Origin of the sequence: Metabacillus sp. 84 (assembly GCF_050107715.1) — a bacterium.
In the GTDB taxonomy this organism is placed as follows: Bacteria; Bacillota; Bacilli; order Bacillales; family Bacillaceae; genus Metabacillus_B.
The window spans coordinates 20,303-42,598 of sequence record NZ_JBNILN010000008.1; the positions used below are offsets into that span (position 1 = coordinate 20,303).

The following is a 22,296-nucleotide window of genomic DNA, read 5'->3' on the forward strand; positions in this document are numbered from 1 at the left end:
GCCTTCACTTCCAATAAAAACTGCTTCCATCCACTTTTTCAAAGGATGACTCGGATTTTAAATCCTCCATCAGTCTGAACAGAGCCCCATCCTTCTGTTTGGCCTCAACCATACAGTCAATGTGGCTCGCACTCCCCTTTACACCATTTAAAAAATCAGCAAACATTTGAGGATCGACAAAATCAGAATGAGCCCTGAATTCTTTCTCACTCCTCGGACTTGAGATATGCATCTTTACAGGAAGACTCGAATGCTTCCAGGTTTCCAAGCCTCGAAGCCAGTCCTCTTCCCATTCGGGTGATTCATGATGAGCAAGATGATGATGGTAGTCGAACACGAACGGGATTCCAAGCTTTTCGCATAAATAAAGAACATCTTTCGCATGGAAAGCTGAATCATCGTTCTCAAGCATAATCAGTTTTTGAAGGGAATGCGGAACAAACCCCCAGTTGTGAATAAACTGCTCCAAAGCCTTGTCCTTGTCTTTATGTGCTCCACCTGTATGCAGAACACACCGGTGCTCTTCATTAATGCCCATCGCCTTAAGCATGTCCCGGTGCATCTTCAGCGTCTGCAGCGCATTTTTCAAAATCTCCGGTTTAGAGGAATTCATCAGCACAAAATGATCCGGATGAAAGTCTGTTCTCATCGGATGCTTTGACAAAAATCGGGACACGTCCGCAAACTCGGGCAGCAAGGGCGTCATAAAATCCCAATCCTTTAGCTCAGGATGATTCGCAAGCGGCACAAGCCTTGAGCTGAAACGAAAAAAATGAATCTCACTCCAAGCGTTATGCTTCAGCAGCCTCAAACAGTTCCGAATGTTCTCAAGCGCAATCCTTTCGAGCTTTAGCAGCGCTGCCTCCCGATTCTTCAATCGGCTAAATTGAGCATACGTCATCGTTTTGGATGGGGAAGCGTTGTGAAGCTCAGAACTCATGGCTGCGTAACCTAACCGGATATACATACGGAAACCGGCCTCCTCTTATCTGATTTTAGTTAGTATGTCCAGAAAGGAGTGACGTCAGGAGTCTGGAGGCGAGTTTAAAAACAGAAGGATGATAGCGGGTGACAGCCTTCCGGTACTTTCCAGCAGTGGACCATATATCCAGCCGGCCTGCTGCTGTAAGGGCACTCAAGTAAAAGCGCCCTGGTGCTGATGAAGACCCACACTCCGCTTACTGATCAAAAAAAAACAGCACCCGTCAATCGGAGTGCTGTTTTACTGGTGATTAGTTAGAGTAAGCTTTGTTTTTGCTGCCGCTTGTGCCGCTTCTTCTTTGCTGGGAACGGCCTTTATCATTGTAAGAACGGTTGCCTTTTTTCGCTCCGCTGCGCTGGCTGTTGTAGCCGTCGCGGCGATTGCGGTTGCCTCCGCCTGAGCCTTTTCCGCCGCCGCGTTTAGAGAATGCAGGCGGTTCGTCTGTCAATTTGATCGGAGTTTGATCCGGCTCTTTTGTCATAAGTTTGATGACTGCTGATACAACTGCTTCTGCATCGAATTCTTCGAGAAGCTGAGTTGCTGCTTTTGAATAGTAGGAAAGGTTTCCTTCTTCAATAACAGAACGAATTTTCTCGGAGGTCATCGTTTGCTGGCCTTCAAGTGCCTGGTCAAGAGTTGGAGGATTCATTTTGTCCATTTTGCGTTTTGTTGTACGCTCAATGCTTTTCAGCATATCCATTTCTCTTGATGTAATGAATGTCATGGCCATACCGGTTTTTCCTGCACGTCCGGTACGTCCGATACGGTGAACATAGCTTTCAGGATCCTGAGGCACATCGAAGTTGTAAACGTGAGTAACGCCGGAAATATCCAATCCGCGCGCTGCTACATCCGTTGCAACGAGTACGTCAATATTTCCTGTTTTAAATTTGCGGAGCGCGGACATTCTGCGTGCCTGGCTCAGGTCACCATGAATGCCTTCAGCTGTATATCCGCGAAGGTTAAGAGCTTCTGTCAGTTCATCTACACGGCGCTTCGTACGTCCGAAAACGATCGCAAGCTCCGGAGACTGGATGTCCAAAAGGCGTGTCAGAACATCAAATTTCTGTTTTTCATGTGTATTAATGTAAAATTGCTGAATGTTTGGAGTCGTTACTTCTTTCGCTTGTACTTTCACAACTTCAGGATCTTTCATGAATCGTTCCGCAATGCGGCGGATTGGATCCGGCATTGTCGCTGAGAAAAGAAGAGTTTGATGATTATCAGGAACATTGGAAAGGATGGATTCGATATCTTCAATGAATCCCATGTTCAGCATTTCATCTGCTTCGTCAAGAACGACTGTATGCACGCCGTCCAATTTTAATGTTTTGCGGTTGATGTGATCAAGCAAACGTCCAGGTGTTCCCACGATGATATGAGGATTTTTCTTCAGCGCACGGATTTGACGGCTGATGTCCTGTCCTCCATAGATAGGAAGAACGCGGGAGCGCTTGTAGTAGCTTAGCTTGTAAAGCTCTTCAGATACTTGAACCGCAAGCTCGCGAGTCGGTGCGATAATGATCGCTTGGATGTTTTGGTTTTCAGGCTCGATTTTTTCGATTAACGGTAAGCCGAATGCTGCAGTTTTACCTGTACCGGTTTGCGCCTGTCCAATAATGTCTTTCCCTTGAAGGCCTAGAGGAATGGTTTGGGCTTGAATCGGGGTCGCCTCTTCGAAACCCATTTTGTTAATTGCCTTCATTAGACTTTCGCTTAAACCTAGATCTTGAAACTTTGTATTCAAATTTATTCATACTCCTTTATTTATCCAGTCTTCTCAGACTTAGTTATAGTCTTCACAGACTTAAGTTCCAGTTCATATCTTCTTTTAAGAAGCCCGTAAACACTTAAATTTAATCATACCATGATATGACACTGAATACAATCAGGTAAAAAATCCAATATTTATCCCTCTTGTTTTTGGTGCTCTCGTCTGTGAGAGGGTGTGATTCCGAGGAACTCCCCGGCTTCTTCTGCCAATGCTTCAAAGTCCCCCCCGTGGCAGACTAAATGCTTTGAGGAAGGGAGGAAACACAGTTTTTTCTTTTGTGAGCCGATTTTTTTGTACAGAAAATGGGCGCTTTTCACCGGCACAATCCCGTCGCATTCGCCTTGAACAATCAATACGGGGATGCGAATACCAGGAAGCCTTGGCTTTACATAGTTTACCAGTTTTCGGAATTGCAGGGTAGCCATAATCGGAGTTTCCAGTATTTTTTTTCGATAGCGCAAGTAGATTTCATTTTCATGGAGGAGGCCTTTGAAGCGATCCTGGACCATTCCCCGGATATCTTTAATGAACTGCCGAGGATTCACATAATAAGCGGCTGCACTAAGGAGAATGAGTTTTTTAACCGGATATTTCTCAGCCAGATAGGAAGCGATCATGCCTCCCATGGAAAAACCAATAACATATACTTCCCCGCAATGCTCCAAAAGGCTCTTCAATTCTTCTTCCGCACAGTCAATCCAGTTTTCAAAAGCAATTCCTTTGAGCGAGTCCGAATCGCCGTGCCCCGGAAGGCATGGCGTTCGAACCTCCCAATCGGTATTCTTTCTGACATAATCAGCAAGCGGCTCTACCTCATAGGGGGCACCCGTAAATCCATGTATGAACAGACAGCCATTCATCCTATCCCTCCCATAATAAACCTCATATACAGGTTTACCCGTCCGGGGAGAAAATAAAAATGTTTTCCGGGGCTTTTTTTATTCCTTCTCTTCTTTTAGTGCATCTACCGCTTCTTCCAGCCTCATGCCTCTTGATGCCTTGACAAGGAACAGGTCACCTGGCCGGGCAAATCGTTTTACGGCAGCAATCAGATCCGACTTATCTGTAAAGCTTTCTACCTCTCCAGCAGATAATTTCCTTGCCGCTCCCTCTGCTATCTTTTCGCCGAGGACTCCATAGGTGAACACACGGTCGATTTTGCCTTTGGTGATATGTTCGCCTGTTTCCAGATGAAATTCAGCCTCATTTTCACCCAGCTCAAGCATATCCCCAAGAATCAGGATTTTACGTGCATATCCCTCAAGATCTTCTGTTAACGTAATCGCAGCCTTCATCGAGGTGGGGCTTGCATTGTATGCATCATTGATGACGGTCCAGCCTTTAGCACATTTAGTCAGCTCAAGTCTCATAGAAGTCATGGCAAGCTTGCTTAATCCGCTTTTGATATCCGAATCACTAACCCCCAAATGACGGGCGGCCGCAATCGCGGCAAGCGCATTCCATACGTTATGCTTTCCCAGAACCGGAATCATAAACCGTTCTCCCCCGGGCTGTGCGGTAAACGCCACACCTTCATCTGACTGAACGATGTCTGCCGGATATAAGCTGTTGGTGGCCTTATCTCCGAAGGTGACGGTTTTTATCTCCATTAAAGGCACTCTTTCCTGAAGCAAAGGTTCATCTCCAAAATAAAAAAGAATTCCATCCTCCTTTAAGCCGGAAACTATTTCAAGCTTTGCTTCTGCAATGCCTTCTCTGGAACCAAGTTCCATCATGTGGGATTCTCCGATATTGGTGATTATGGCTGCATCCGGGCAGGCAAGATTTGATAAAAACTCAATTTCGCCCCGGGAGCTCATCCCCATCTCCAGCACGGCCACTTCCGTATCCTCCGGCATGGAAAGCAGGGTGAGAGGAAGTCCGATATGGTTGTTAAAATTCCCTTTAGTTTTATGTACTTTATACGCTGAAGAAAGTGCAGAGGCGAGCAGATCCTTGGTGGTCGTTTTTCCATTGCTCCCCGTTACTCCGGCTATCTTGACGTTAAGCTGTTCTTTGTAGGATTTAGCCAATGTCTGGAGTGCTACGAGCGTATCGTCCACAAAAATCACAGGGGCATTTTCAGGCGGATTCGGCTCGTTCCTATCCCAAAGGACAGCTTCTGCACCTTCACTGAGAGCCTTGCCGGCAAAGCGGTGGCCGTTAAAGTTTTCCCCTGTAATCGGTACAAACAGCGAGCCGGGGAGGATGCTCCGCGAATCGGTCGAAACACCGTTTACGGATTTTTCTTCAAAAGAATCAGACAGGCCTTCTCCGCCCGCCATCCTTTGAATATCTTTTAATGTTCTTTGTATCATACGGTTATCTCCCTTCAGAAAGAGGCCGGCTTCCCTCTGCCTCAATGAACCTCCTGAAGCAGACTCAATAGGCAGCGGGCAGCCAGCCGCTCAATGATTAAAATGTATGCTTAATCTGCTGTTTCTCTTCATGCCGTTCAATGGCCAGGGAAACGAGTTTTTCTATAAGCTGAGGGTATTCAAGACCCGTGTGCTTCCAAAGCAGCGGGAACATGCTGAACGGGGTGAAGCCCGGCATCGTATTAACCTCATTTATTAAAGCTCTGCCATCCTCAGTCAAAAAGAAGTCGGCACGCACAAGACCTGAGCCATCGATCGCTTTAAAGGCTGCAACGGCCATTTTTTCAATCATCTCGTATTCACTGTCCGTCACTTTAGCCGGAATCATCATATCGGTGTCACCGTCAACGTATTTCGCTTTATAATCGTAGAATTCCTTTTTAGGAGCGATTTCTCCTGTTACGGAACATTGCGGTTCATCATTTCCGATTACCCCTACTTCAATTTCGCGTCCAATGATTCCTTCTTCAATGATAATTTTACGGTCATAGGAGAAAGCTTCCTCAAAAGCCGCTTCCAGCTCTTCACGGTTTTTGCATTTGCTGATTCCAACGCTTGAGCCAAGATTAGCGGGTTTTACAAAGCATGGGTAGCCGAGGTTGTTTTCAACCTTCGCATAAACAGTTTCCGGATCTTTTTTCCATTCGCTGCGGATCAGCCATACATAATCGGCTTGCGCAAGACCAGCCTGGGCAAATAGATTTTTCATAACGACTTTATCCATGCCCGCCGCTGAAGCAAGCACTCCGTTTCCAACGTACGGAAGGTTCATCAGTTCAAGCATGCCCTGGATCGTTCCATCTTCCCCATTAGGTCCATGAAGAAGCGGAAAAATGACATCAAACGGCTTCTCCTCCTGGTCAGCAGATGCAGACGGAAACAGCTCTGCATTCAGAGCAGACGGCATAATCGCCTTCCCTTCAGAATCGCCAAGCTTCAGGGCAGATACACTGGATGCCGGCTCATACAGCTGTGCACCGCGGATCCATTCTCCCTTTTCTGTAATATAAATAGGATGTATATCAAATTGCTTGAGATCCAGCGCTTTAATAACAGCAAGTGCTGTTTGCAATGAGACTTGATGTTCTGCGGATTTTCCACCGTATACAAGCCCGAGTTTAATTTTCATGTTTTATTTCCCCCTCAATCTTTCACGTACACGTTTTTTTCATCACTCTTCCTATTTTATCATTTTCCAGCCTGTTTGTTATCTTTGGCCCTGCAATTCTTTTATAGCATTCGAACATCTGTAAACTTTTGTGCGAAATCAAAATGTCGTTTATTTCTGCAGTTTGTATTAAAATAGGGGCAGGAGGGATTATGCATATGGAAAAAATTACATCAACCGAACAATTCGAAAAGCTCATTTCATCTGATAAGGAAGTTCTCGTTAAATTCTTCGCTGACTGGTGTCCCGATTGCACGCGAATGAACTTTTTCATTGATGAAATTCTTGAAGAATATAAGGACTTTCAATGGTTCGAGATCAATAAGGATGAGTTCCCTGAAATAGCTGAAAAATATCAGGTTATGGGAATTCCAAGCATTCTTATTTTCAAAAACGGCGAAAAGCTCGGTCACTTGCACAGCGCCAATGCCAAAACACCTGATCAGGTTCGTGAATTTCTTACAGAAAAACTTTAAGCACAAGCTCCGGCTTGTGTTTTTTGCTTTCCGATCAAACAACCTTTTGCGCGGGTTGGGCAGCACGAGTAAGAATCCTTGACTTTCCTTTCAATCAGTTTTATGCTCGTTTTAATTTCATTCACTCTTATCGAGAGAGGCGGAGGGACATGGCCCTGCGAAGCCTCGGCAGCGGATCACGGCAAATGTGAAACCGTGCTAATTCCTGCGGGCATATGCTTTTTGCCCGGCAGATGAGAGAAGAGCCGGTCTGCTTTTCAGATTATTCCCCCCTCTTCTGCTCAGGAAGAGGGGTTTTTACAGTTTCTTAAATCAAAGGAGGAAAAGACATGACTGCCATTCAAATTGAAACGGCAACATTTGCGGGAGGCTGCTTTTGGTGCATGGTAAAACCATTTGATGAACTTCCCGGAATTCACGGGATCGTTTCCGGATACACAGGCGGGCACATCGATAACCCATCATACGAGCAAGTAAAATCCGGAACATCAGGGCACGCCGAAGCCGTTCAAATCCGGTACAATCCAGAGGTTTTCCCATACGAAAAACTGCTTGAGCTCTACTGGCAGCAAATTGACCCTACGGATGATGAGGGCCAATTTATCGACCGCGGGGAATCTTACCGGGCCATTATTTTCTATCATACGGAAGAACAGCGCCAGGCTGCCGAAGCTTCAAAACAGCTCCTGGCTGAAAGCGGAAAATTTAAAGAACCGATCGTAACCCCAATCAAGGAAGCAAGTGCCTTCTATCCGGCTGAAGAGCATCATCAGGGCTTTTACAAAAAAAACCCTGAAAAATACAAGCAGGAGCGTGAGGAATCCGGACGCGAGGCTTTTATCAATCAGAATTGGAAAAATCGTTAAGAGTGCGGAAATCCGCACTCTTTTTATTTTGGTACATGATTTTCTTGATGTTGGAAAAATTATCTTAGAGTACATATCGAAGGAGGCTTTCCCTTGTCTACTAAATCAATCCCTTCATCCCCTGAACCTTTTTGGAGAGAATCAGCCGGGCTTCCCTCCTTTCCAAAGCTTGATAAAAATCTCGATACGGATGCAGTTGTTGTCGGAGGCGGCATCACCGGAATCACAGCTGCCTACTTACTTGCCAAAGAAGGAGTTAACGTCGTCCTGCTTGAAGCCGATGGGCTGCTGAACGGAACAACCGGCCATACAACAGCCAAAATCACCACCCAGCATGACCTGATCTATGATGAGCTGATTCAGCAAATCGGGGAAGAAAAAGCAAAAAAATACTTTGCTGCGAACCATGAGGCGCTCGAGTTTATGAGAGATTATGCAGCAGGTGTTTCCTGTGATTTTTCAAACCAGGATGCCTATATTTATACAGCAGAGAGCAAAAATGCCACGAAGCTTGAAAAAGAATACAAAGCCTACGTCAAACTCGGAATCGATTGCGGGATGGCAGACTCAATCCCTTTTGACCTGCCTATTAAAAATGCCATTCTGATAAAAAATCAGGCCCAGTTCCACCCTCTTTCCTATTTAGGCCACATGACAGGTGAGCTGCAAAAGATGGGAGTGGAAATCTACGAAAATACAGTTGCCGTAGATGCGGAGGTTTTTGAGGGAGGAGCAAAGGTCAGAACGAGGGACGGCTTCGAAGTCAAGGCCAAGCACGCTCTTTCCTGCTCCCATTTTCCTTTTTTTGATGGAAACGGCTTTTATTTCGCACGAATGTATGCGGAAAGATCCTATGTCCTGGGCGTTAAAACAAGGAAGCCTTATCCGGGCGGAATGTATTTAAGTGCGGACAATCCGACCCGCTCAATCCGCTCAACTCCAATGGACGGTGAGGATCTCATTCTCATTGGCGGGGATAGCCATAAAACCGGCCAGGGATTCGATACGCAAAAACATTACGAAGCCCTTGAGCTGTTTGGAAAAGTCCATTTAGGGCTAAAAGAAGCTGTGTATAAGTGGTCTGCACAGGATTTAATTACCCTGGATAAAATTCCTTATGTCGGTCCGGTGACAAAAGGGAAGCCGTCCGTTCTGGCTGCATCAGGCTACCGCAAATGGGGAATGACAAACGGCACGGCCGCTGCCATGATGATGAGGGATATGGTGCTCGAGAGAGAGAATCCTTATCAGGAGGTGTTCTGCCCTTCCCGATTCATTGCAGACCCAAGCATCAAAACATTTCTTGTCCAAAATGCCAATGTAGCCGGACACTTAATTGGAGGAAAGCTGGACTTTGGTTCACGAAAAAAAATCGAAGAACTGCGCAATGATGAAGGCGCCCTCGTCTCCTATAAAGGCCAAAAAGCCGCCGCCTACAAGGATCAGCAAGGCTGCCTGCATCTGGTGGACTCAACCTGCACCCACTTAGGCTGCGAGGTTGAATGGAACCGCGGGGACAGGTCCTGGGATTGTCCATGCCACGGCTCACGCTTTTCCACTGACGGAGAAGTCATGGAGGGCCCCGCAGACAAGCCTCTTAAAAAATTGCAGATGGACGAAGCATAATAATTGTGCTTTCTATCTAAATCGGATACAATTCGATTGTGCACAACTTATTTAACGAAGGAAGACCATGATCATGGAGAACAGCCAAAAACTCAAGCTTGAAAACCAATTGTGCTTTGCTCTGTATGCCAGCTCAAAGGAAATTTCAAGCCTTTACAGACCGATCCTAGAACCTCTCAACCTAACCTTTCCGCAATACCTGGTCATGCTGGTTTTATGGGAACATCCAAGCCTGACGGTTAAAGAAATCGGCGGGCACCTTATGCTCGACTCCGGTACTCTGACCCCCATGCTTAAACGGCTGGAAGCAGCCGGACTTGTAGCAAGAACCAGGGCAAAAGAGGACGAGCGCAAAGTGACGATTAGTTTGACGGCGAAAGGGGAAAGTCTAAAAACAGAAGCAGCCTGCATCCCGGATGAGGTAGCCCCGAAACTTGGACTATCTGTTGAGGAATATCAGCTACTTCTGAAAACCTTAAAAAACCTGACGATTCATCTAAAACAAGGAGGAAACGAATTATGAATGCACTTTATACGGCAACTGCAACGGCAACAGGCGGACGCGAAGGACGAATCCAATCTTCAGACGGACAGCTTGATTTCCCTGTCTCAATGCCAAAAGGCCTCGGAGGCCAAGGCGGAGAAGGCACAAACCCTGAGCAGCTTTTCGCAGCCGGATATTCTGCCTGCTTCGACAGCGCCCTAAACCTCGTCATCCGTCAAAAGAAAATCAAAACGGAAGGCACAAAGGTTACAGCTAACGTTTCCATCGGCAAAGATGAAGCAGACGGCGGATTTAAACTAGAGGTTGAATTGGAAGCAATCGTCAAAGGTGTGGACGATGCAACCGCACAGGAGCTAATTGAAGCTGCTCACCAGGTTTGCCCATACTCTAAAGCTACCCGCGGCAACATTGATGTAAATTTATCCGGCAAAGCTGAATAATCAGCAGATTGCCATGCAAAAGCTGAACCCTCTGAACGGGTTCAGCTTTTTTGCTGTTGCTGGGGTTTGGGGTTGGCTGGGGGTGTGGCTTTGATTGGGGCTGTGGCTTTGATTGGGGCTGTGCCTCCGACTGGGGATGCGGCCTTGATTGGGGCTGCGGTTGCGATTGGGGATGCGGCTTTGATTGGGGCTGTGGGTGCGATTGGGGATGCGGCTTTGATTGGGGCTGTGCCTCCGACTGGGGATGCGGCCTTGATTGGAACTGTGCATCCGACTGGGGGTGTGGCCTTGATTGGGGCTGCGGTTGCGATTGGGGATGCGGCCTTGATTGGAGCTGTGGTTGCGATTGGGGATGCGGCCTTGATTGGGGCTGTGGTTGCGATTGGGGATGCGGCCTTGATTGGGGCTGCGGTTGCGATTGGGGATGCGGCCTTGATTGGAGCTGTGCCTCCGTCCCCTGTTACGGTAAAGCACCAGGGGGCGGAGGCAGAACCTTCTCACACTTACTCTCCCAGCGGTTTTGACGCTAAGGGGTCAGAGCAAAACTGGTAGACATAATTGGGGACGGAGGCGTGCTCCGACCCCTTTTTTTGTCTTTTCGGGGACGGAGAGGAAACCTTGTGATCCATTGGGCTGCAAGGCGTCTTACAAACTGGGGACGGAGGTTTAGTGCTTTAGCAGAGTGAGGGTCGGAGGTCAGGAGGTTAAAATATAAGTTAACCAGGCGCGGCGGTGCCGGAGCTTTTCCACTGTAAAGGAACGGGGGACAGAGACTTGATGCTGTCAGCCCTTGTACTTCAAGCCTCTGCGGATCAGGTGCCGGAGCTTTAGTACGGCAGCGAAAGTGGGGCCAGGCACGGTGCCTGGCCCCTGCTGCTTTAACGCAGAGCGGGACGGAGACTGCTCCTTCTAAAACCTTGCCGGACAATGGATTGGAAAGATGGTGCCGAAGCTTTAGTTCTTTATCAGAGTGCGGGCCAGACCCCGCCAAGTGCTCTGCCCCCGCCAATTCAAGGATTCTCCCTATATACAGCGCGCAGACCCCGCCACCATATACGTACGTAGCCACAGGCCACCCCTTCCCTTTACCGCAGCGGTTTCCGGGCCGTCACACAGACGGTCATCTCTGGCTTCACCCGTTTGAATTTCATTGACATTTTTTCGAATCCGCACGCACGCATGTCGTCATAGATTTGTTTTCCGAACATTTTTGTTTTGTTGGGGCTCGCGTTTTCCTCCCGGGGCTGCATGGTTATGGCAATGCTGCCTCCCGGAATGAGGGCCTCGTATAATGAAGCCAGCCCTGTTCTCGGTTCATCCCAAATGGTGTAGTTATTAACTGATAGAATCTTGTGATAGGAGTGATCCGGCAGATTCGCTTTTCCCACATCCGCTGCCATGAGTTCGCTTTTGCCTGCATCTATATATTCTTTTAGCCTCACTGATGCCTGCTCTTTCATTGTTTCAGAAATATCGAGACCATCCGCTTTAAGGACAGGATATCTGGATAGAATGTATTCGAGCGCATAACCGGGCCCGTATCCCACTTCCAGCACTTTGTCCCCCCGGCGGATTCCGAGGCGGGAAATGGTCCATTTGTTGATGAATTTATTTTCCTGGGCCATAATCTTTCCAGTCACGACCCCAATCCATCCTTTAGGCTTGCTGAAGTTCTTTTTAATTATGCTGAACATGAACGCACCTCTTCGTTTCGTTTTACTTATTACTATCACGAAACGGCTCCGTTTAAACAAAAGCGCGAATACTTAAACGAGAATTTTGTGCATGCGGAAGTTTTTCAGCTGAACTCCCTGTCTTTCTGCGATGCGGGGCTGAAGAACATGAAAGCCGCTTTTTTCAAAAAAGGGCCGGGCCGTTATGCTGGCATCCGTTGTGATCCGGCTCACTCCAAGCTCCTCGGCGCTTTTCTCCAGCTCTCTCAATAACGCTCCTGCCGTCCCCTTTCTCTGGAACGAGCTTCCCACATACATATGGTCCAAATATCCCTGGCTCGTCATATCGCAAAAGCCCATTATCCCATCCCGTCCTTCAGCTACCCGAACGATATTGGCGGAAAACGCCTTCCTCAACCGTTCCGTTACTGCGTTGCGTTCGCTTTCAGGCGCCCATGCCTCAAGCTGGTCAGCCGAATAGTCAGATGACGGAATGCTATGGACAGCATCATAGAACAAAGAAACGATATTCGTTAAATCATCGTGTTGATAGGCTCTTATTTTCATCAAATAAAACCTTCTTTCTTGCTATGAATTTAAGATTCAGCCAAAATGAAGAGATGATCTTGCAGAGGGGGCAGTATATGAAAAGGATTATTCTCGCAGGCGGGGGACATGCCCATCTGGCCGGTATTTCAAAAGGAGCCTTATCCTCATTGGCAGACTCCGAGGTTATTCTGATTTCTCCTTCCCGTTACCAATACTACTCCGGTATGTTTTCCGGTTTTACTGAAGGAATTTATACGGAAGAAGAAATCCGCATTGATTTGGCAGCCCTCGCCGAGAAGCATAAGTTTACGTTTTTAGAAGAAAAGGTGACTTTCATTTCTGCAGCCGGCAAAAAAGTCCACACTGATTCAGGCAATCAATACGCTTACGATTGGCTTTCGATCGATATTGGTTCCAGTCAGAAAACCGCTTCCTCCATTCTGCCGGTAAAACCGAACTATTCCTTTCCTGACACCATCCGGTCTTTCCGTGAAGGCCGGTCTCCGGTGATTGCCGGAGCAGGCGCTTCCGGAGTGGAGCTTTCTTTAGCGGCTGCAGCATACAGGAGAAAATCCGGTAACAGGTCTCCTGTTACACTGATCAGCGGCGGCTCCCTCCTGTCCCCTTCACACTCTGACCGGCTGCAGAAGATTTGCGAATCAAAAGGAGTGCGCGTTCTGTTAAACAAGAAAGCCAGCTTGAGTTCAGCTGGAGCTGTTGAAGCAGATGGTGAGAGGATTCCATTTTCGGACTTGCTGTGGCTTAGCGGTCCTGAAGCACCAGCTCTTTTCAGAGAATCCAAGATGAGGGTGGACGAGCGCGGGTTTATCCTCGTGGATAAACAGTTATCTTACAATGAATCGATTTTTGCAGCCGGAGACTGTGCGTCCATCGACTGTTACCCTAAGCTTCCGAAAAACGGGGTGTATGCGGTCCGGCAATCGGAAGTTCTTTGGAAAAATCTGTACAGGGCGATTCAAGGCGAGGAGCTGGTTTCCTTTAAACCCCAGAAGCGGTTTCTCGGAATAGTATCCACCGGTGACCGGGAAGGCTTTCTCACGTACGGCGGGCTTCATTATCATGGAAAAACCGCATGGAAGCTCAAGCACGCTATTGACCGGAGGTATATGAATTCTTTTTAATCCGCCGTTTTTCCCGGATTTTTCCGATAAGTAAATAGAGAACTGCAATGGCAATCAGGACGCTGTTCATCAGGCTGAATTCACGGCCGAAAAAATCGCGGTCGTAATAGGAAATAGGGCCTCTAAAAATATAATCACTGATTGGATAAAAAACCGGAACCGCGTCCTGCACATGCGTAAGCAGATCAATCAGAATATGACCGAGCCAGCCGTAAGCAAAGGCAAGCCAGCCATTCAGCCATATTTTGCGGGAAATGGCAGCAATGATCACAAAGGCAGCCGTCCAGATGAAAAGGGAATGGCCACCCTGTCTCAAGACAATCGTAACAGGCTCATCGAACAGTCCATGAACCGCCTCTCTAAGGGAAAAAGCGGTCTCGTTCAGTCCAAGCCAGTTCATCAGAATATTTTTGAGCAGCAAATAAAAAAACATAATGAAGTAAATAAAGTCCGGGGCCATGCTCCCAATCACAAAATACTTTAAAGCCTGCTTTTTTTTGCGGAATATCATGTATGTCCAAAAGCCGTGGTGGAGCGTATTCAACGGGAAGGACCTCCTGATTCGTATTTATAATCATTTTAAGACTTGCTGCTGAGGTAGACAAATTTCAGAAGGTTTCTGCAGCTTATCGAATGCTCCTGGCCTAAGACCTGTTTTCAGCAGCAGTCAACGCGGTTCGGAATCCAGGAGGCATATGGGACATCTACAGAAAAACGCCCGGGTGCATCCCCAAGCGCTTTGCTTCTCCCTATAGCACGCCTTTCCTTTTTGCCTCTTCAATCCAGGAAGGAAATTCGTGGAGCAGCTGATTGTACAGCTGTTCGTCTGAAATGCTTTCAGGATCCTGGATATGAAAAAAGTTGGCGTTGTCGATAAAACGGCCTTCCATGGAATCAAGGTTTTCAAGCACTTCAAAATTGCTGTCGCCGATTCCGACAAATTGCCAGAAGATTGGCTGGTCAGAGGATTCGATGACCGGTTTTTTTATGGTCTTTTTGCACCCGCCATCATTAATGAACACGACAAATGCCGGATCCTTACTTGATTCCTCCCTCGTATATTTCCGGATTACATCCTCCATAACGGGGGGTTCATCGTTTCGGCCAAACTTATGAATAAGGGAATCGGATAAAATGACGTTTTCAACGTATTGATTAAAATCTCTTTCGGTAACCGGCTTCAGTCTGGCAAACTCGTTGTCATAAACCCATACATCGAGCATGCCATCGTCGTCGAACTGGCTCGCTACCGCAAGGATCCGTTCAACTACTTTTTGAACCGTCCCATTCCTATACAGCTTCCTCATGGATCCTGAGATATCAAGCACAAGGCCGACTCTGGCTGTTACACCGCTCAGCTGCTTTTTTTCAAGGACAATTTGGACATTTTTCTTCAGCAGGTTAATAGAGTTCATCCGATTTTCCCCTTCCCTTTAGCGCTGCTGTTCGAGGCGCTTAAAATTTTCCTGAAGCTGCTCGATCCGGACTTTTCCTTCCTCCCGCATCTTTTTATTTTCATCTTCAATGGCTTTCGTTTCCTGCATCCCTTTCATGATGATGCTCCACGTTTCTTCCATTGTTTCGATCTTAATGCTCGGGCTGCCGGCCATTCTGGCAATGTCGGTGCTTTGCTTGGAAATGTTCTGGGCGTTTTTCAAAAGCATTTCATTGGTTCTCTTGTCCAATTCACTCATGGATTGGGCTACGAGATTTTGCCTTTTTGCTGCGATTGCATTGATCAAACCGGTTTTGAAAATCGGAATGGTCGTCACGAATGCGGAATTGATTTTTGCAATCAGCTTCGTATTTCCTCTTTGAAGGAGACGGATTTGAGGGGCGGCCTGATAGGCAACCTGCTTGGCCATCTCCAGATCATATACTCGCTGCTCCATCAGTTCGATCGCGTTTTTCAGCGTATCCAGTTCCATGCCCGCGAGCTGGTTCCCGGTAGCTGCTTTGCTCTCGAGCTCAGGCACTCTGGCGCGCAGCTCTTCCGTTTTCATTTCTCCTGCCACAATGTACTTCTCAAGTTCTGTGTAATATTGAAAGTTCTGCTCATACAGCTGTTCCAGCGTCTGTGTAGAGCCTTTCATTTCATTTTCGTATTTCATGATTTCAACATACACCTTGTCAATTTCAGAGCCCATTGTCTGATATTTTGAAAACAGCTTGTCCATCACCTTCTGGCCCCGGTTAAAAACTTTCGCCATCAGGCCTTTTTTCTCCACGAAATCCTTGCTGTCAAAGCGGTCCATGATTTTCCCAAGATGCTTTAGCAGGGCGCTGGATTCTTCCATGCTGCTTGATTTGATCGTATTCAGAATCCTTCCGGAAAACGCTGATATTTCGTTCGCGGGCTCTTTTCCGTACTCAAGGAGTGCCAGCTGGTTTTTATGATCGATGTTCTTGGCGAGCTTCTGTACCTCGGGTTCTTTTCTCAGCGTTGCTTTTATTTCATTCGTTCCCTTTTCAAGAAGCTCTTCTTTTTTTTCCAGGTTCATCGTCTGCAATTCGTTCGTATTCACAGTCATTCCTCCATTCTAAAACCATTTTTTAAACATCTTTTTAATCAGAGAAGCTTCTTTAAACTCTTCTTCAAAGCTGACGTCCTCCAGCCAGTGGATATCAAAGCAGCCTTCTTGAATATATAGCTCCAGATCATTTTGTCCCGGCGGATTAAATACGATGATATCCATCCCCAGCTCATTCATTAACAAAACGAGTGCAGCGTCAGATCGGCTGAAGGGTCCGTTTTTTTCCATGTTGTAAAGGACCATCTTCGGTATATCCTGAGCATAGTCAAATTTCTGGACGAGCTTTAACAGATCCGGGGGAAGGTATAGAGCCTGGTTAAACAAATAAAGCTGTGTCTGGTATTCGGTTTCGTGATCAGGTGCCTTCAGCTTTGGATAGGCGCAGCAACGGGAAATGGCGGCGGCCAGGCCTTGCTGCAGCCCGGTGGGAAGCTCCTTATAGGACCACCAGTTACTCGACATCATCTTCTCCGGATCCAGTCGCCCGTCGCTGCCGAGGGCAGCCTGGAAATGAAAATGGTTATTCCCGGGAATCGTTTTGGTGAAGGGAAAGGACCGGATTGTCCAGGCCAGCTCATGATCGGTGACGTCTTGTACTCTGGCCCAATATTCCTTTCTGTTCTTAGAAACACCTGCTACTTTTGCGAAGAGAGCCGGAATTTGCACCGTTTGACCCGAAGCTTCAAAATTCGGCCGGATAAATGCTTTTTCCTTCATCAGAATAAATAATTCGTCATACGTTGTTTTAAGCGTGATGGATTGAGGGATGTAAGAGCGGAATTGCCATGGTTTATAAAGCATTGAATCATCTGAATGGAGCATCTGCTCAATTTCCTTTGAAGCGCGGAAGGCAACCGTACCTTTTCGGACTGGCTTTTGATGCGGAAAAGGAAGCGGTTTTCCTTTGGAACCGAGCCGGATTTTGCTGGTCTGCTTTTCATCCGGATCGTATGGAGCGAGTATATCCGAGCCTTCCGGATGGAAAACGAGCACATCCGCACCAATTAGAATCAAATAGTAAAGAAAATACGCTTCGCTTTTGGACGCATCGCCATACCAGATCATTTTCGGCGGCTCCTCTGTCAGGCCTGCATTCCAGGAAGCAAGATGGTTATGGCTCCATTTTATCAGATCCGTAAACACCCTTCTGAACTCAGGGTGCAAAAAACCGCTGTCATGGCTTGCCTTAAAATGCTCAAGCAAGGTTTTCCAGCTCTCGCGATAGTGGACAGCCAGAGCCTGATTTTCCGCTTTTGGCATCAGACTCTCCCCTTGCATAAAGGCGACGAGGCGATTGACAGAGAGGCCATTTTCTTCAGTATTGATCATTAATACCCGTTGAATGGCCTGAAAGAGCTCCTGCTGAATGGACTTATCCAGCCCTTCGCTCAGCAATACGACGGAAAGCTCTTCCTCATGAACGAGGCCGTAGAGGACTTCCTGATACTCATCTTCATCGGGATACGTTCCGAGAATACGGAAAGCTGTCTGAGTAAAGGACAGCTCTTCTTCAGAATGCAGGAAGGAATTCCGGCGGGATAATGGCGTTTTGAACAAACTAAGCCAGTCCTTCTCATTTATATCGGCTTTGATTGGTCTGATTTTTTTTACCATTTCCCTCATCCTTTCCTGTCCTTTTGAATCTGCCCGTTATCGCTGGACAGCGTTTAAATGATGATCCGTTTTTTCCAGAACGCCGGCGAGAATTTCTTCTGATGCTAAAATGCCTTCCCGTTCCGTTCTGGTGATCTTCCCTTGCGAATCCTGTCCCTTTTCCTGCAGCTCTCCATGCCTTGGGGCAAACGCATAATCAGCATTCTCAAGCAGGCACAAATCGAGAAGAGAATCTCCCGCTGCCGAGACCGTATCTTCCCCGACCAGATTTTTAATGTACTCAATTGCCGCCCACTTGCTGACCGGCTTTGGCACAAAATACAGCTTTCTTCCCTGCATGGAATGGGTCCAGCCTGCTTCACTAAGCCACTGTGTAAAGGACTCGAGTTCAGCGGGTATTTTTTCTCTGTCGATGATGCAGTAGCTGAACAGGTCATCAGCTGTTCTCTGCTTTAATACCCACTCTTCATGAACGATTTCCTGAAATTTTTCAAGCATTTCTTCTCGCGGCATACCGTCTTTCAGCTGTTCGGCAATCCTCGCATTCCAGCCGGAATCAGGAGTGCCGTTTATCAGGATGTTTCCGCCATTGCTCGTGACTGCATATTCGGCTGCAAGCTCTGACTGAAAAATGGATATGCGTTTAAACTGCTCGATTGTCCTTGTCGTCACAGGAACGAACAAAGCTTTTTCAGAAACCTGCTTAAGCAGGGAGATCGCCTTATGAGTCATAAAGGAAATTTCTTTGCCGTCAAGCACTTCAATAAGGCGGATGTCCTCTTCTGCAGCCTCGTGTCTGAAAGACCTTCTTGAATAAATCAGGGTCTGGTCAAGATCGCTTGCGAATAACATCAGCTTTCCTCCTTCAGAGGCTTAATTAGTCCGCAGCACGAGTAGGACATGTCCGGATAAACCTCAATGGGTACATTCCGTTCCTCCGCAAGCAGGCGAATATGCCCAAGCTCCGGATTTTCAGCGCTTTTCACAAGAATTTTCCAAGGGACCCTGCGCAGGAGCACTCTTGTCGTTTCCCCTACACCCGGTTTGATCAGATTGATGTTTTCAATCCCATAGTCATCCTGAATTTTTTTGATATCCGCAAGCCCCTTCCAGGTTGGCTCGCTGACATGATGGCTATCCAGATGCCTGTCTACTTCTTCTTTTACAAGCGGATATTGCTTAGTAATCGTCTCAATAAAATACAAGGACAAGTCTTCTTCTTCCAGCTCGCGGTAATATTTGGCACCGTGGTAATCATCGGGTCCGATGTATGCGCTGTTCAATACGGTACGGCTGACAAGCCCGGATACGGTCGAATTCAGGCAGGCACTCGGAATAAGGAAATCACCTCTCGTTCCGTAAATGGAAACGCAATACCCCGGGTCCGCAAGAACGGCCATGGTGTCGCTTACGTTCGTTCCGTACTTTTTGTTTAAATGGGCGGCAGCCTCGTTCAATTCTTTTTTAATTGCGCCTTTTCCCGTCCAGCCGTCCACAAACTGAATGGATTCTGAAGGGTGATTTTCAAAAATGTATTTCATCGCGTTCTCATCGATTCCGCGTCCGCGGATGATCGAAACACTGTAATGGGGGACATCAATCTCATATTTAAATTGAATATACCGTTTAATAAGAATTCCAATCGGTGTTCCTGCCCTGGCAAGGGAGACAAGGACGGCGCCTTTTCCTCTTTCTCTGATAATCTGCTCAGCTACGACACCGGCAGCTATGGCGAGCCTCTCTTTATATTGCGCAAGTGAAAGGTGGAAGAGATTAATATAGTCCTCTGAAGGCTTATATTCAATCGGAAGCATTTCTGAATAATGTGTTCCGGATTGAACCGCTTCCTCCCTGTCCTGTGTGGAGCTCTCAGGCATAACGCTGCTGATATCTTTCAGTAAAAAGATGACATCTTTTTCGGAGTAGCTCCCCATTGGAGTGGGGGGAAGCATTGTTTTAACGGACATGCTGATCACCTTTCCTTCTGCAGAAGTATACAACCTGAATAATCGGAACAACCGTTTTCAGCTGCTTGAGCATCGGCTCAAGCTGCTCCATTGGAACCTCTCTTTCAAGAAAAACAAAGACTTCATCGTACATGCCCTGCTCGATATTATAAAAGAAATGCTGCACGGCTGGCTGCTCTGGATTCGGATAGGCAAACTTTGAAAAAATCGGATACCCCTCTTTTTTAGTGCAGTGAATTGGACTCCTTGTGGAAGACTGGTAGCGGATCCCTTCGCCCATTTCCGCCGCTATTCTCATCGGTATGTACATAAATTCACCGGTTCCAAGACAGAGTGTACGCACCCCTTTTCTTCTCATCCGCAGTTCCTCTGCAGCCCGGTTCACAAATTGTCCGGCTTCCTTTTCGAACCGGTCACTCATCCCGAATCTGCCGGTCACAGAAAGATAGGAAGGGGCTTCCGGACCTTCGCCTCTGGATACCCACTCCGTTTGATAAGCGGCGGCTGCGTCCAGCCCGGTGACGGTCACTTCTGCATCTCCAGGCTTTCCTTCCGAGGCATCAGATGTGAAGACAAATTCCTCCTCGATCGAATTGCCTTCCGCTTCCATTGAACCGGATAACAGCGAGATGGCAGTAATCGTAATTCCGTGCTTTTCTTCCATTTTCTTAAAGGCTTCCCGATGCTTCTCCGTCCGCCAGTCCAGAAGCGTCAGGATGGCGTATTCTTTTCTCGGATACACCTCCTGTATCGATTCAATGATATTCAAAGCTGTTTTCCCCGTTGTGGATTCATCATCGACAAGCACGATCGGGTGGTGATGATCAAAAAATTCCGTTCCTGCATAGCATCTGTGGGAAGTCGCATGGGAGTGCTCTTCTTCAAAGTTTATTGCGGAGCGCAGCCCCTCTATCTCTTCACGGGTCGTGTGGAGAAATTTCGCATTTTCAAAGCACCGAAAAACGGCATGTCCTAGTGCGGTTGCAGTTTCAGCAAACCCGATAAAAACGGTCTCTTCCGGCAAAGCATACGTTTCCTCCAAAACAGTCTGCAGCAGCTGTTCTCCCGCTTCGCCCGCTTCAATTGCCCCGTGCATTTCCTGCCTGGCGGGATGAACAGCACCATGCACTTCTTCCATATACCTGGAGGCAAGCGCCGCTCCCGCAATGAGAGAAACCTTTGGAGAAACAGGCAAATGCTTGCCCAGGACTTTGCTGATGAACAAAAAGCTTCTTTTTTTATTGATTCTCGCACCCATTTGAAAGAGGCTGGACAGTGAAAGCTGAAGAGGGTTTTCGTTCATTTCGATGCTCACCTGAATTTTATTTAAGATTTCCAGCGAAACCATGCTCTCCTTGTCTTGTGTTAAGTAGGTCAATGAAGGATTGTTGTTCATGGAGCACCCCGTAAATGGAAGATTTGAGCAGCACTTTCCGCGCCCAGTTTGTATGTGGCTTGACTTCATTCATCTTGTTGGCATAAGCACTCTTGAAAACCCCGTTCAAACCATCATGGCTGTCAAGGATGGACTTCGCGTCCATATATTCTTCATGGGTGACAACATTAAGAGCATGTACAACTTTACTGTGCGAAGGATGAATAACCGTTTTGCCGACTAGCCCATTTGTCTTGTCCAGCATGATTTCATGAATCAGGGCGTCCTCAAACCGATTAATCATTTCCGTCCGCACTTGCAGGCCGTTCCTGCCAAAGGCCTGCTGAAAGGGCGACAGCCTGATCTGGGGCTTCATAATTCTTTTTGAACCGGAAAAGTATTCCCATACGGGGCCGGAAATGACATACTCGCTGGCACTGCGCCCGAGCACGTTGATGATATCCGAAATGCAGTCACGGATCACGGAAATATCATAAACCGTCGTATCACTGCTTCTTCTTATTCCGAACAGTCCGGAAAAATCAGTGGCTCCGATCCGGACATTAAGAATAAGGGAATAATACTCATCCAGCAGCTGTTTAATACTCAGCAGCGATTCCATTCTCGTTTCTTTATAAATAATTTCATAGGATTCAAGAATTGGCATTCCGTAAAGGTTCATAGAAAAAGCTTCATTTATTTGAGAAAGTGCCTCCAAATAAACCCTTCCGTTTACTGCTGTGAATTTCGGAAAAATAAAGCCGCAAAGAAGTGAGGCTGCATCGCCAAGCCGGCTGACCATCTCCGTCATTTGCTGAACAGTTCTTACCCTTATAAAGATAAGCGGCAGAAAATCTGTATTGAAAGCACCATTTTTCGTACTGGTGTGAATGGTTTTAAGCTGCAGAACGGTGTTAGCTTCTGCCGTCTTCACCTCGTCATCCCCGATCGAATCCTCGAGACAGATGGCCATGCTTGTCAACCCTTCGTGTTTGCCTTCAAGAAATTTTCCAGATAGCACATCACTAGAAATTTGCTCTCTTGTTCCCGGCATGTACAGTGTAGCGCCCAGTGCATAAGCCAGCTGTTCTTTAGAGGAGGAATAATTGAAAGAAACCGGCTTGCGGAAAAAAATCTCATCCAGCGCCGGGGACGGCAAATATTGAAAATGTCTCATTGAATCCCTCCTCTTCTAATGATCTGCTATTTGAAAAACGCTTTTAAAAG

The 22,296-nt window shown here is 47.1% G+C and carries 22 protein-coding genes and 1 riboswitch; of the genes, 7 read left to right on the forward strand and 15 right to left on the reverse strand.

Going from position 1 to position 22,296, the window contains the following annotated elements:
- Positions 1–4: 4 nt before the first annotated feature.
- The 5 genes from uvsE to ACQCV8_RS14125 all read right to left on the reverse strand — a co-directional run bounded on the left by uvsE (position 5) and on the right by ACQCV8_RS14125 (position 6,263).
- Complete coding sequence (uvsE, locus tag ACQCV8_RS14105; protein WP_426845372.1) at positions 5–967, reverse strand: UV DNA damage repair endonuclease UvsE; 963 nt, start codon at positions 965–967, stop codon at positions 5–7.
- 265 nt (positions 968–1,232) lie between these two features.
- On the reverse strand, positions 1,233–2,729 hold the full coding sequence (locus ACQCV8_RS14110; RefSeq protein WP_426845374.1) for a DEAD/DEAH box helicase: 1,497 nt from the start codon (positions 2,727–2,729) through the stop codon (positions 1,233–1,235).
- 161 nt (positions 2,730–2,890) lie between these two features.
- Positions 2,891–3,616 carry an alpha/beta hydrolase gene (locus ACQCV8_RS14115; RefSeq protein WP_426845376.1) on the reverse strand — a complete coding sequence of 242 codons (726 nt, stop codon included), beginning with the start codon at positions 3,614–3,616 and terminating at the stop codon, positions 2,891–2,893.
- A gap of 78 nt (positions 3,617–3,694) precedes the next feature.
- Positions 3,695–5,074 (reverse strand): UDP-N-acetylmuramoyl-tripeptide--D-alanyl-D-alanine ligase, encoded by a 1,380-nt coding sequence (locus ACQCV8_RS14120; RefSeq protein ID WP_426845378.1) that lies wholly within the window; start codon positions 5,072–5,074, stop codon positions 3,695–3,697.
- A gap of 97 nt (positions 5,075–5,171) precedes the next feature.
- Positions 5,172–6,263 (reverse strand): D-alanine--D-alanine ligase, encoded by a 1,092-nt coding sequence (locus tag ACQCV8_RS14125; protein ID WP_426845380.1) that lies wholly within the window; start codon positions 6,261–6,263, stop codon positions 5,172–5,174.
- Between the two features lie 197 nt (positions 6,264–6,460).
- Here ACQCV8_RS14125 and ACQCV8_RS14130 point away from each other — a divergent pair, with 197 nt between their 5' ends.
- From ACQCV8_RS14130 to ACQCV8_RS14155, 6 genes are all read left to right on the forward strand, one after another.
- The gene (locus ACQCV8_RS14130) at positions 6,461–6,778 is read left to right on the forward strand and encodes a thioredoxin family protein (RefSeq protein WP_426845382.1); all 318 of its coding nucleotides are present in this window, start codon (positions 6,461–6,463) and stop codon (positions 6,776–6,778) included.
- Between the two features lie 124 nt (positions 6,779–6,902).
- Positions 6,903–7,018: riboswitch (SAM riboswitch) on the forward strand.
- An 89-nt stretch (positions 7,019–7,107) separates the two neighbouring features.
- Positions 7,108–7,644: a peptide-methionine (S)-S-oxide reductase MsrA gene (msrA, locus tag ACQCV8_RS14135; protein ID WP_426845384.1), complete on the forward strand. Its 537-nt coding sequence runs from the start codon at positions 7,108–7,110 to the stop codon at positions 7,642–7,644.
- Positions 7,645–7,737: 93 nt separating this feature from the next.
- On the forward strand, positions 7,738–9,270 hold the full coding sequence (locus tag ACQCV8_RS14140; protein WP_426845386.1) for an FAD-dependent oxidoreductase: 1,533 nt from the start codon (positions 7,738–7,740) through the stop codon (positions 9,268–9,270).
- Positions 9,271–9,343: 73 nt separating this feature from the next.
- On the forward strand, positions 9,344–9,793 hold the full coding sequence (locus tag ACQCV8_RS14145) for a MarR family winged helix-turn-helix transcriptional regulator (RefSeq protein WP_426845388.1): 450 nt from the start codon (positions 9,344–9,346) through the stop codon (positions 9,791–9,793).
- A complete protein-coding gene (locus ACQCV8_RS14150; protein WP_426845390.1) occupies positions 9,790–10,215 on the forward strand; it encodes an organic hydroperoxide resistance protein in 426 nt (141 codons plus the stop codon). The genes ACQCV8_RS14145 and ACQCV8_RS14150 overlap by 4 nt, the downstream gene beginning before the upstream one ends.
- Before the next feature lie 90 nt (positions 10,216–10,305).
- Positions 10,306–10,767, forward strand: a complete 462-nt coding sequence (locus ACQCV8_RS14155; protein ID WP_426845392.1) for a hypothetical protein — start codon at positions 10,306–10,308, stop codon at positions 10,765–10,767.
- A gap of 533 nt (positions 10,768–11,300) precedes the next feature.
- On the opposite strand, the gene ACQCV8_RS14160 is transcribed toward ACQCV8_RS14155, so the two are convergent.
- The gene (locus tag ACQCV8_RS14160; protein WP_426845394.1) at positions 11,301–11,909 is read right to left on the reverse strand and encodes a class I SAM-dependent methyltransferase; all 609 of its coding nucleotides are present in this window, start codon (positions 11,907–11,909) and stop codon (positions 11,301–11,303) included.
- Between the two features lie 72 nt (positions 11,910–11,981).
- Positions 11,982–12,455: a GNAT family N-acetyltransferase gene (locus ACQCV8_RS14165; protein ID WP_426845579.1), complete on the reverse strand. Its 474-nt coding sequence runs from the start codon at positions 12,453–12,455 to the stop codon at positions 11,982–11,984.
- A gap of 77 nt (positions 12,456–12,532) precedes the next feature.
- On the opposite strand from ACQCV8_RS14165, the gene ACQCV8_RS14170 reads away from it, so the two are divergent.
- Positions 12,533–13,579: an NAD(P)/FAD-dependent oxidoreductase gene (locus tag ACQCV8_RS14170; protein WP_426845396.1), complete on the forward strand. Its 1,047-nt coding sequence runs from the start codon at positions 12,533–12,535 to the stop codon at positions 13,577–13,579.
- Here the strand turns inward: ACQCV8_RS14170 and ACQCV8_RS14175 are convergent.
- The 8 genes from ACQCV8_RS14175 to ACQCV8_RS14210 form a co-directional block, all read right to left on the reverse strand.
- The gene (locus ACQCV8_RS14175) at positions 13,548–14,123 is read right to left on the reverse strand and encodes a DUF4184 family protein (protein WP_426845398.1); all 576 of its coding nucleotides are present in this window, start codon (positions 14,121–14,123) and stop codon (positions 13,548–13,550) included. The genes ACQCV8_RS14170 and ACQCV8_RS14175 overlap by 32 nt on opposite strands.
- 205 nt (positions 14,124–14,328) lie before the next feature.
- Positions 14,329–14,994 carry a vWA domain-containing protein gene (locus tag ACQCV8_RS14180; protein WP_426845400.1) on the reverse strand — a complete coding sequence of 222 codons (666 nt, stop codon included), beginning with the start codon at positions 14,992–14,994 and terminating at the stop codon, positions 14,329–14,331.
- A gap of 18 nt (positions 14,995–15,012) precedes the next feature.
- Entirely contained in the window at positions 15,013–16,110 is a 1,098-nt protein-coding gene (locus ACQCV8_RS14185) for a toxic anion resistance protein (RefSeq protein ID WP_426845401.1), read from the reverse strand.
- A gap of 9 nt (positions 16,111–16,119) precedes the next feature.
- Positions 16,120–17,727, reverse strand: coding sequence for a YceG family protein (locus ACQCV8_RS14190; protein WP_426845403.1), 1,608 nt, complete (start codon positions 17,725–17,727; stop codon positions 16,120–16,122).
- Between the two features lie 36 nt (positions 17,728–17,763).
- Entirely contained in the window at positions 17,764–18,579 is an 816-nt protein-coding gene (locus tag ACQCV8_RS14195) for an HAD hydrolase family protein (RefSeq protein WP_426845405.1), read from the reverse strand.
- Entirely contained in the window at positions 18,579–19,694 is a 1,116-nt protein-coding gene (locus ACQCV8_RS14200) for a cysteine protease StiP family protein (protein WP_426845407.1), read from the reverse strand. The genes ACQCV8_RS14195 and ACQCV8_RS14200 overlap by 1 nt, the downstream gene beginning before the upstream one ends.
- The gene (locus ACQCV8_RS14205) at positions 19,684–21,090 is read right to left on the reverse strand and encodes a phosphoribosyltransferase family protein (protein WP_426845409.1); all 1,407 of its coding nucleotides are present in this window, start codon (positions 21,088–21,090) and stop codon (positions 19,684–19,686) included. Before ACQCV8_RS14205 ends, ACQCV8_RS14200 begins: the two co-directional genes overlap by 11 nt.
- A complete protein-coding gene (locus ACQCV8_RS14210) occupies positions 21,017–22,246 on the reverse strand; it encodes an HpcH/HpaI aldolase/citrate lyase family protein (RefSeq protein ID WP_426845411.1) in 1,230 nt (409 codons plus the stop codon). The genes ACQCV8_RS14205 and ACQCV8_RS14210 overlap by 74 nt, the downstream gene beginning before the upstream one ends.
- Between the last annotated feature and the right edge of the window lie 50 nt (positions 22,247–22,296).

What these genes read in the sequence shown, in the direction of transcription:
- uvsE (WP_426845372.1), bottom strand. Translation starts at nt 967, where the DNA reads ATGTATATCCGGTTAGGTTACGCAGCCATGAGTTCTGAGCTTCACAAC.
- ACQCV8_RS14115 (WP_426845376.1), bottom strand. Translation starts at nt 3,616, where the DNA reads ATGAATGGCTGTCTGTTCATACATGGATTTACGGGTGCCCCCTATGAG.
- ACQCV8_RS14120 (WP_426845378.1), bottom strand. Translation starts at nt 5,074, where the DNA reads ATGATACAAAGAACATTAAAAGATATTCAAAGGATGGCGGGCGGAGAA.
- ACQCV8_RS14125 (WP_426845380.1), bottom strand. Translation starts at nt 6,263, where the DNA reads ATGAAAATTAAACTCGGGCTTGTATACGGTGGAAAATCCGCAGAACAT.
- ACQCV8_RS14130 (WP_426845382.1), top strand. Translation starts at nt 6,461, where the DNA reads ATGGAAAAAATTACATCAACCGAACAATTCGAAAAGCTCATTTCATCT.
- msrA (WP_426845384.1), top strand. Translation starts at nt 7,108, where the DNA reads ATGACTGCCATTCAAATTGAAACGGCAACATTTGCGGGAGGCTGCTTT.
- ACQCV8_RS14145 (WP_426845388.1), top strand. Translation starts at nt 9,344, where the DNA reads ATGGAGAACAGCCAAAAACTCAAGCTTGAAAACCAATTGTGCTTTGCT.
- ACQCV8_RS14150 (WP_426845390.1), top strand. Translation starts at nt 9,790, where the DNA reads ATGAATGCACTTTATACGGCAACTGCAACGGCAACAGGCGGACGCGAA.
- ACQCV8_RS14160 (WP_426845394.1), bottom strand. Translation starts at nt 11,909, where the DNA reads ATGTTCAGCATAATTAAAAAGAACTTCAGCAAGCCTAAAGGATGGATT.
- ACQCV8_RS14165 (WP_426845579.1), bottom strand. Translation starts at nt 12,455, where the DNA reads ATGAAAATAAGAGCCTATCAACACGATGATTTAACGAATATCGTTTCT.
- ACQCV8_RS14170 (WP_426845396.1), top strand. Translation starts at nt 12,533, where the DNA reads ATGAAAAGGATTATTCTCGCAGGCGGGGGACATGCCCATCTGGCCGGT.
- ACQCV8_RS14180 (WP_426845400.1), bottom strand. Translation starts at nt 14,994, where the DNA reads ATGAACTCTATTAACCTGCTGAAGAAAAATGTCCAAATTGTCCTTGAA.
- ACQCV8_RS14185 (WP_426845401.1), bottom strand. Translation starts at nt 16,110, where the DNA reads ATGACTGTGAATACGAACGAATTGCAGACGATGAACCTGGAAAAAAAA.
- ACQCV8_RS14190 (WP_426845403.1), bottom strand. Translation starts at nt 17,727, where the DNA reads ATGGTAAAAAAAATCAGACCAATCAAAGCCGATATAAATGAGAAGGAC.
- ACQCV8_RS14195 (WP_426845405.1), bottom strand. Translation starts at nt 18,579, where the DNA reads ATGTTATTCGCAAGCGATCTTGACCAGACCCTGATTTATTCAAGAAGG.
- ACQCV8_RS14200 (WP_426845407.1), bottom strand. Translation starts at nt 19,694, where the DNA reads ATGTCCGTTAAAACAATGCTTCCCCCCACTCCAATGGGGAGCTACTCC.
- ACQCV8_RS14205 (WP_426845409.1), bottom strand. Translation starts at nt 21,090, where the DNA reads ATGAACAACAATCCTTCATTGACCTACTTAACACAAGACAAGGAGAGC.
- ACQCV8_RS14210 (WP_426845411.1), bottom strand. Translation starts at nt 22,246, where the DNA reads ATGAGACATTTTCAATATTTGCCGTCCCCGGCGCTGGATGAGATTTTT.